A 6154-nucleotide genomic window follows, 5' to 3' on the forward strand; every position below is an offset into this window, starting at 1 on the left:
TTCGCCCCGGCCGATCTCGTCGCGCAGCAGCGAGCGCAGCCGCTCGTGGGCCTTGGTCGTGGTCCTGGCCTTGGCGGCCAGGTCGACCGCACCACCACGCAGCACGATGATCGGGCGCATGGCCAGCGCACTGCCGAAGATCGCCGCGACGGCACTGATCCGGCCCCCCCGGCGCAGGCTCTCCAGCGACTCCAGAGCGGCGAAGGTGGACGCTCCCCGGCAGATCCGCTCGGCGAGCTCGTAGGTGGCGGACAGCCCGAGCCCGTTGTTCGCCGCCCAGGCGCACTGGGCCACCGCGGCGCCGAACGCCATCCCGGCGCACCGGGAGTCCGAGACCAGGACGCGGCCGCCGAACCTCGTGGCGGCGTCGGCGGCGGACTCCCACGTGCGGGAGAGCTCACGCGACAGGTGGACGGAGACGATGCCCGTGCAGTCCGGGTCGTCGAGGAGTTCCTGGTAGATCGCGGTCAGTTCGTCCGGGGTCACGGCGGCCGTCGAGACCGCCCGGTCCCCCTCCTCGACCACGTGCAGACCCACCACGGTGATGCCGAACTCGCGGACCCACTCCTCGGGGAGGTCGGCGCTCGAGTCGGTGACCAGTCGGATGGTCATGACGGGACCACCGGGGGTGTGAGACCGGCATTCCACTGGTCGAGACGCCAGAGCACCTCGCGGGCACCGTCGGTCGTCGGCCCGATCTCCGGCGTCGCGGGGTGTCCACTCCAGGAGGACCCGGGCCGCGGGTGCGCGGACAGTTGCACCCAGCAGGTGTTCCCGAGACCGTTGAAGATCGGATACTGCTCGACCGGCAGCTCGATCAGTGCAGCGGTGAGGGCCGCGATCGCACCCCCGTGGGCCACGAGGACCGCCGGGTGCTCGTTCCACCCGGGTGAGGCGTCCACCAGCTCGTCGACCACCTGGCGCGTGCGCCGGGCCACGTCGAGTCGGCTCTCCCCCTCCGGCGGGGACCACCGTGGGGTGCTGCGCCACCGCATCCGGGCGTCGGGCCACAGCTCGTCGACCTCGGAATGGCTCATCCCCTGCCACGTGCCCAGGTGGGTCTCCCGCAGGCGCGGGTCGGTACGGACGTCGAGCCCGACCTCCGAGGCCAGTGCCCGGGCCGTCTCACGTGCTCGCTGCAGATCGGAGGAGAGGATCGTCCACGGCCGACGGTGCGCCAGGGCACGACCGACCGCATGTGCCTGGTGGACACCGAGCTCGCTGAGCTCGGTGTCCAACTGGCCCTGCATCCGGAGCGAGGCGTTGTAGTGCGTCTGGCCGTGACGCAGCAGGATGAGACGACGGGTCACAGGAGTGTCAGAGCCCCTGATCCCGCTGCGGCTCCTCCGGCGCGAGCGAGTCGTCGGTGCCGCGCGTCGCGGACTCGGGTCGACCGGTGGTCTCGACACCCTCGATCTCCACGACCGGGCAGTCCTTCCAGAGACGGTCGAGCGAGTAGTAGTCGCGCTCGTCGACGTGCTGGACGTGCACGACCACCTCGTTGTAGTCGAGCAGCGCCCAGCGCCCCTCGCGCGTGCCCTCCCGACGCAGCGGCTTGTGCCCCGCCTCGCGGAGCTGGTCCTCGATCTCGTCGACGACGGCGTTGACCTGACGTTCGGTCTCGGCCGAGGCCAGGACGAAGCAGTCGGTGATGATGAGTTGGCCGGAGACGTCGAGCACGACGATGTCCGTGGCCAGCTTCTCGTCTGCGGCGCGGGCGGCGATGCCCGCCATCTCCAGGGCCTCGGGGCTAGCGGTCACTGATGGTTCTCCTCGGTGTGGTGGTCGGTGGGGACGAGCTCGCGGTGTGCCGGAGCCGTCGCGGCGGGAGTCCCGTCGAGCCTGGTGGAGCCCTCGGGGCGGTAGAGGTTGCGTTTGGCGATGTACTGGACGACCCCGTCCGGGACGAGGTACCAGACCGGGGCGTCCTCGGCCGCACGCCGGCGGCACTCGGTCGAGGAGATGGCCAGCGCGGGGATCTCGAGCAGGTGCACGCGCCCGTCACCGATCTCCGCGAGGTGGGTGTCTGACAGCTCGAAGCCGGGGCGTGACACCCCGACGAACGTGGCGAGCTCGAACATCTCCTCCCAGCCGCGCCAGGTCAGGATCTTCTCGAGCGCGTCCGCGCCGGTGATGAAGAACAGCTCGGCGCCGGGGTTCTGCCGCAGCAGATCCCTGAGGGTGTCGACGGTGAAGGTGGGGCCCCGGCGGTCGATGTCCACGCGGCTGACGGAGAACCGCGGGTTGGAGGCCGTCGCGATGACGGTCATGAGATACCGGTCCTCGGCGGGCGAGACGGTACGTCCGCGCTTCTGCCACGGCTCCCCGGTGGGGACGAACACCACGTCGTCGAGACCGAAACGGTGGGCGACCTCGCTGGCCGCGACCAGGTGACCGTGATGGATCGGATCGAACGTCCCGCCCATCACTCCGATGCGGCGTCCGGCGCCCGCGGCGGTCCCCGTCGTGGTCATGGTCGCCGAGTCTATCGGTCCGGCGCCACGTTCCGCTCCCTCGCGTGTCCGCGCCCTCACACGGGCAGCAGACCCGCGACGACCGCGGTGAGCTGCTCGACGTTGCGGCACTCGTGCATGGGCACGTACTGGGAGTACAGCCTGGCCGCCGAGTCACCCGTCCCCCACTGCTTCCTGGGCTCGGGGTTGAGCCAGTGGGTGTGCCCGACCCGCTCGCTCACGAACTCGAGTGCCTCCACGGACGGGTCGCGGTAGTTGTTGCGCCCGTCGCCCAGGATGAGCAGCGACCCCGTGCGGGTGAGCGTGTGGGCGTAGCGGTCCGCGAACCCCTCGAGCGCGTGACCGTAGTCGGAGTGCCCGTCGTAGGTGACGATCCGGGCCTCGCGCACCATCCGGCTCATCGCCGATCCCAGGTCCGACCCGGTCTCGAAGAACGAGGTCACCTCATCGGTGGTGTCGACGAAGGCGAAGACCCGCACGCGGGAGAACTGCTCGCGCAGGGAGTGCACCAGCTGGAGCGTGAAGTGACTGAACCCGGCGACCGATCCGGACACGTCGCACAACACCACCAGCTCGGGCCGCGCCGGCCGGGGCTTGCGCAGCACCAGCTCCACCGGCACCCCGCCGGTGGACATGGACCGGCGCATCGTCTTGCGCATGTCGATCGCACCCTGGCGGTGACGACGACGTCGCGTGGCCAGGCGGCTCCCGAGCTGACGGGCGAGGGGGCCCACGCGCCGTCGCAACACCTGCAGGTCCTGGTCGTTGGCCCGCAGGAAGTCCACCTGCTCCGCCGCCGGACCCACCGCGTAATCGGCCACCCGGTCGCGACCCACCGTCTCCGCGGTGCGGCGCCGGGTCTCGTCGGCGACCTCCCGCAGGAAACCCCGCACCATGTCCGCCGCCGAGTTGGCGGCCGCGGACTTCTCGGCGTGACGCTTCGAACCGTCCGGGTCGAAGGGGTCGGCCCCCATCAGGCCGTCGAGGATCTTCTGCATGATCGCGCCGGTGTCCAGCGGACTGAGAGCCTGGTAGGCGGAGTAGCGCGGACCGTTGACCGAGTCGTACGAGCCGAGCTGTTCCACCAGGAGTTCGGCCAACGCCCGCGCCCTGGCCCGCGACTCCTCGGTGTCCTCGAGCAGCAGTGAGGCGATGAGTTCGTTCAGCGCCTCCGGGTCCACCTTGCCGTCGTCGTCCGTCGGGATCTCCACCTCGAGAGCCACCCCCTCCGAGGCGGAGTGCGCCCCGATCGCGGCGGGGAACCACAGGTCGAAGAGCTGGTCGAACACCCCGCGGTGGGTGGGCTTGTGCAGGATCGTGGCCGCGAGCGCCTCCCTGAGCGCCGCACGGTCGAGCAGGTCGATGTGGACCATCGCCGCGGCCGCGTCGACCGCCTCACTCGGCCCCACGGGGATGCCCTTGCGGCGCAGCGCGTCGACGAAGTCGACGAGGTGCCCGGACAGACCGCCGGGCGAACGCGTGGTCATCTCGCCTGACCTCCTGATCGCCGCACGCTAGTTGAGCCGCAGCTCGGCGGCCGCGCGGAGCTGGTCGGACTGGTGCTTGAGCACCACACCGAGGGTCTGCAGGACGGTCTCGTCGTCGATCGTGTCCAGACCCAGAGCGACCAGGGTGCGGCCCCAGTCGATGGTCTCGGACACGCTCGGCACCTTCTTGAGCGCCATGGCGCGCAGCACCCCGACCACCCGGACCAGTTGCTCGGCCAGCCGGTCGTCGAGCTCCGGCACCCGCGAACCGAGGATCTTGCGCTCCAACTCGGGGGTCGGGAAGTCCAGGTGCAGGTAGAGGCAGCGACGCTTGAGCGCCTCGGAGAGCTCGCGAGCGGCGTTGGAGGTCAGCACCACGAACGGCTTGCGGACCGCCTGGATCGTCCCGAGCTCCGGGATCGTCACTGCGAAGTCGCTCAGCACCTCGAGCAGCAGACCCTCGATCTCGATATCGGCCTTGTCCACCTCGTCGACCAGCAGCACGGTGGGTTCGCTGCGCCGGATGGCGGTGAGCAGTGGCCGGGACAGCAGGAACTCCTCGGAGAACACGTCGTCCCGCGTGGAGTCCCAGCCCTCGCCCTGGCCGGCCTGGATGCGCAGGATCTGCTTGGCGTGGTTCCACTCGTACAGGGCCCGGGCCTCGTCGACGCCCTCGTAGCACTGGAGACGGATGAGCTCGGCCTCGGTGGCCGCGGCGACTGCCTTGGCCAACTCGGTCTTGCCCACCCCCGCAGGTCCCTCGATGAGCAGCGGCTTGCCCAGTCGGTCGGCCAGGTAGACCACGGTCGCGGTCGAGCGGTCGGCCAGGTAACCCTGGGCGCCGAGACTCTCGATCACGTGGTCGATGCTCTCGAAAGCCGGTCGTTGCGCGGTCCGTGCTCGGTCCATGAGTGGATCCTTTCAGTTCTGCAGGTCGCTGGTGGTGGCCGTCGGCCCGGGCTCCGCGCGTCAGGGACGCACGTGCCCCTTGCCGTGCGCGATCCACTTGGTACTGGTGAGTTCCTCGAGACCCATGGGCCCGCGGGCGTGCAGCTTCTGTGTGGAGATGCCGATCTCGGCGCCGAAGCCGAACATCTCGCCGTCCGTCCACGCGGTGGAGGCGTTGACCATCACCGCGGCAGCGTCGACCCGTGCACAGAACGTATCTGCCACCTCGAGGCTCCGGGTGGCCACGGCCTCGGTGTGACCCGAGGACCACCGGGCGATGTGGTCGATGGCGGCGTCCACCCCGTCGACAACCTTGAGCGCGATGTCCATGCTCAGGTACTCCTCACCCCAGTCCACGTCGTCGGCGGGGACGAGTCCCTCGCGGTCGCCGTGGACGGTGACACCGGCGGACCGCAGTGCTCCCACCACGCGGTCCACGGCGGCGTCACCGAGCGCCTCGTCGAGCAGCACCGTCTCGGTGGCGTTGCACACGCTGCAGCGGCGGGTCTTGCCGTTGAGCAGCAGGCTGATGGCCTCGTCGAGATCGGCGTCTCCGTGGATGTAGAGGTGGCAGTTGCCGGTGCCGGTCTCGATGGCCGGCACCTTGGCGTTCTCCACCACCGCCTGGATGAGTCCCGCGCCGCCGCGGGGGATCACCACGTCGACCAGACCGCGCGCCTGGATCAGGTGGGTGACCGACGACCGGTCCACCGACGGCAGCAACTGGACCGCCTCCACCGGCAGCTCGTGGCGGGCCAGCACGTCGCGCAGCACCGTCACCAGCGCCTCGTTGGAGTGCCTGGCCGAGCGCGACCCGCGGAGCAGCGCCGCGTTGCCCGACTTGAAGGCCAGACCGAACGCGTCGACGGTGACGTTGGGCCGACCCTCGTAGATCATGCCGATCACGCCCAGCGGCACCCGGACCTGACGCAACTGCAACCCGTTGGGACGGGTCGAGCCGCGGGTGACGGTGCCGATCGGGTCGGCCAGTCCCGCCACCTGACGGAGGCCGCCGGCAATGCCCTCGATCCGGTCGGAGGTCAGGCGCAGGCGATCCAGCATGGCCTCGCCGGTGCCCTCCGCCGAATGCTCCTCGATATCGCGGGCGTTGGCCCCGAGGATCTCCGTCTGTGCGGCCACCAGGGCGTCGGCTGCGGCCAGCAGGAGCGCGTTCTTGCGATCCGCCGTGAGCAGCGCCTGGTCACGCGACGCGGCCCGTGCGCGGCGGGCCGCGTCGTGGACGGC

7 protein-coding genes are annotated in these 6154 nt (G+C 70.5%); all 7 read right to left on the reverse strand.

Going from position 1 to position 6154, the window contains the following annotated elements; translation table 11 throughout:
* The coding region (locus G6027_RS13075) for a DegV family protein (RefSeq protein WP_182637551.1) at positions 1-612 on the reverse strand (612 nt) is incomplete at its 3' end.
* Complete coding sequence (locus G6027_RS13080) at positions 609-1310, reverse strand: histidine phosphatase family protein (RefSeq protein WP_182637552.1); 702 nt, start codon at positions 1308-1310, stop codon at positions 609-611. The genes G6027_RS13075 and G6027_RS13080, both read right to left, overlap by 4 nt.
* A 7-nt stretch (positions 1311-1317) precedes the next feature.
* Positions 1318-1761: a ribosome silencing factor gene (gene rsfS, locus G6027_RS13085; protein WP_182637553.1), complete on the reverse strand. Its 444-nt coding sequence runs from the start codon at positions 1759-1761 to the stop codon at positions 1318-1320.
* Positions 1758-2474, reverse strand: coding sequence for a nicotinate-nucleotide adenylyltransferase (nadD, locus tag G6027_RS13090; protein WP_182637554.1), 717 nt, complete (start codon positions 2472-2474; stop codon positions 1758-1760). The genes rsfS and nadD overlap by 4 nt, the downstream gene beginning before the upstream one ends.
* Positions 2475-2530: 56 nt before the next feature.
* The gene (locus G6027_RS13095) at positions 2531-3961 is read right to left on the reverse strand and encodes a VWA domain-containing protein (RefSeq protein ID WP_182637555.1); all 1431 of its coding nucleotides are present in this window, start codon (positions 3959-3961) and stop codon (positions 2531-2533) included.
* 27 nt (positions 3962-3988) lie between these two features.
* Positions 3989-4870, reverse strand: coding sequence for a MoxR family ATPase (locus G6027_RS13100; protein ID WP_179524943.1), 882 nt, complete (start codon positions 4868-4870; stop codon positions 3989-3991).
* Positions 4871-4930: 60 nt separating this feature from the next.
* Positions 4931-6154 (reverse strand): glutamate-5-semialdehyde dehydrogenase (locus G6027_RS13105; RefSeq protein WP_182637556.1); only part of this gene is annotated, 1224 nt, incomplete at its 5' end.

The organism is Dietzia sp. SLG310A2-38A2, assembly GCF_014145095.1.
GTDB lineage: Bacteria > Actinomycetota > Actinomycetes > Mycobacteriales > Mycobacteriaceae > Dietzia.

Bases quoted from the DNA above. Each gene is read 5' to 3' on its own strand.
- nadD (WP_182637554.1), bottom strand. From the start codon at position 2,474: ATGACCACGACGGGGACCGCCGCGGGCGCCGGACGCCGCATCGGAGTG.
- G6027_RS13100 (WP_179524943.1), bottom strand. From the start codon at position 4,870: ATGGACCGAGCACGGACCGCGCAACGACCGGCTTTCGAGAGCATCGAC.
- G6027_RS13095 (WP_182637555.1), bottom strand. From the start codon at position 3,961: ATGACCACGCGTTCGCCCGGCGGTCTGTCCGGGCACCTCGTCGACTTC.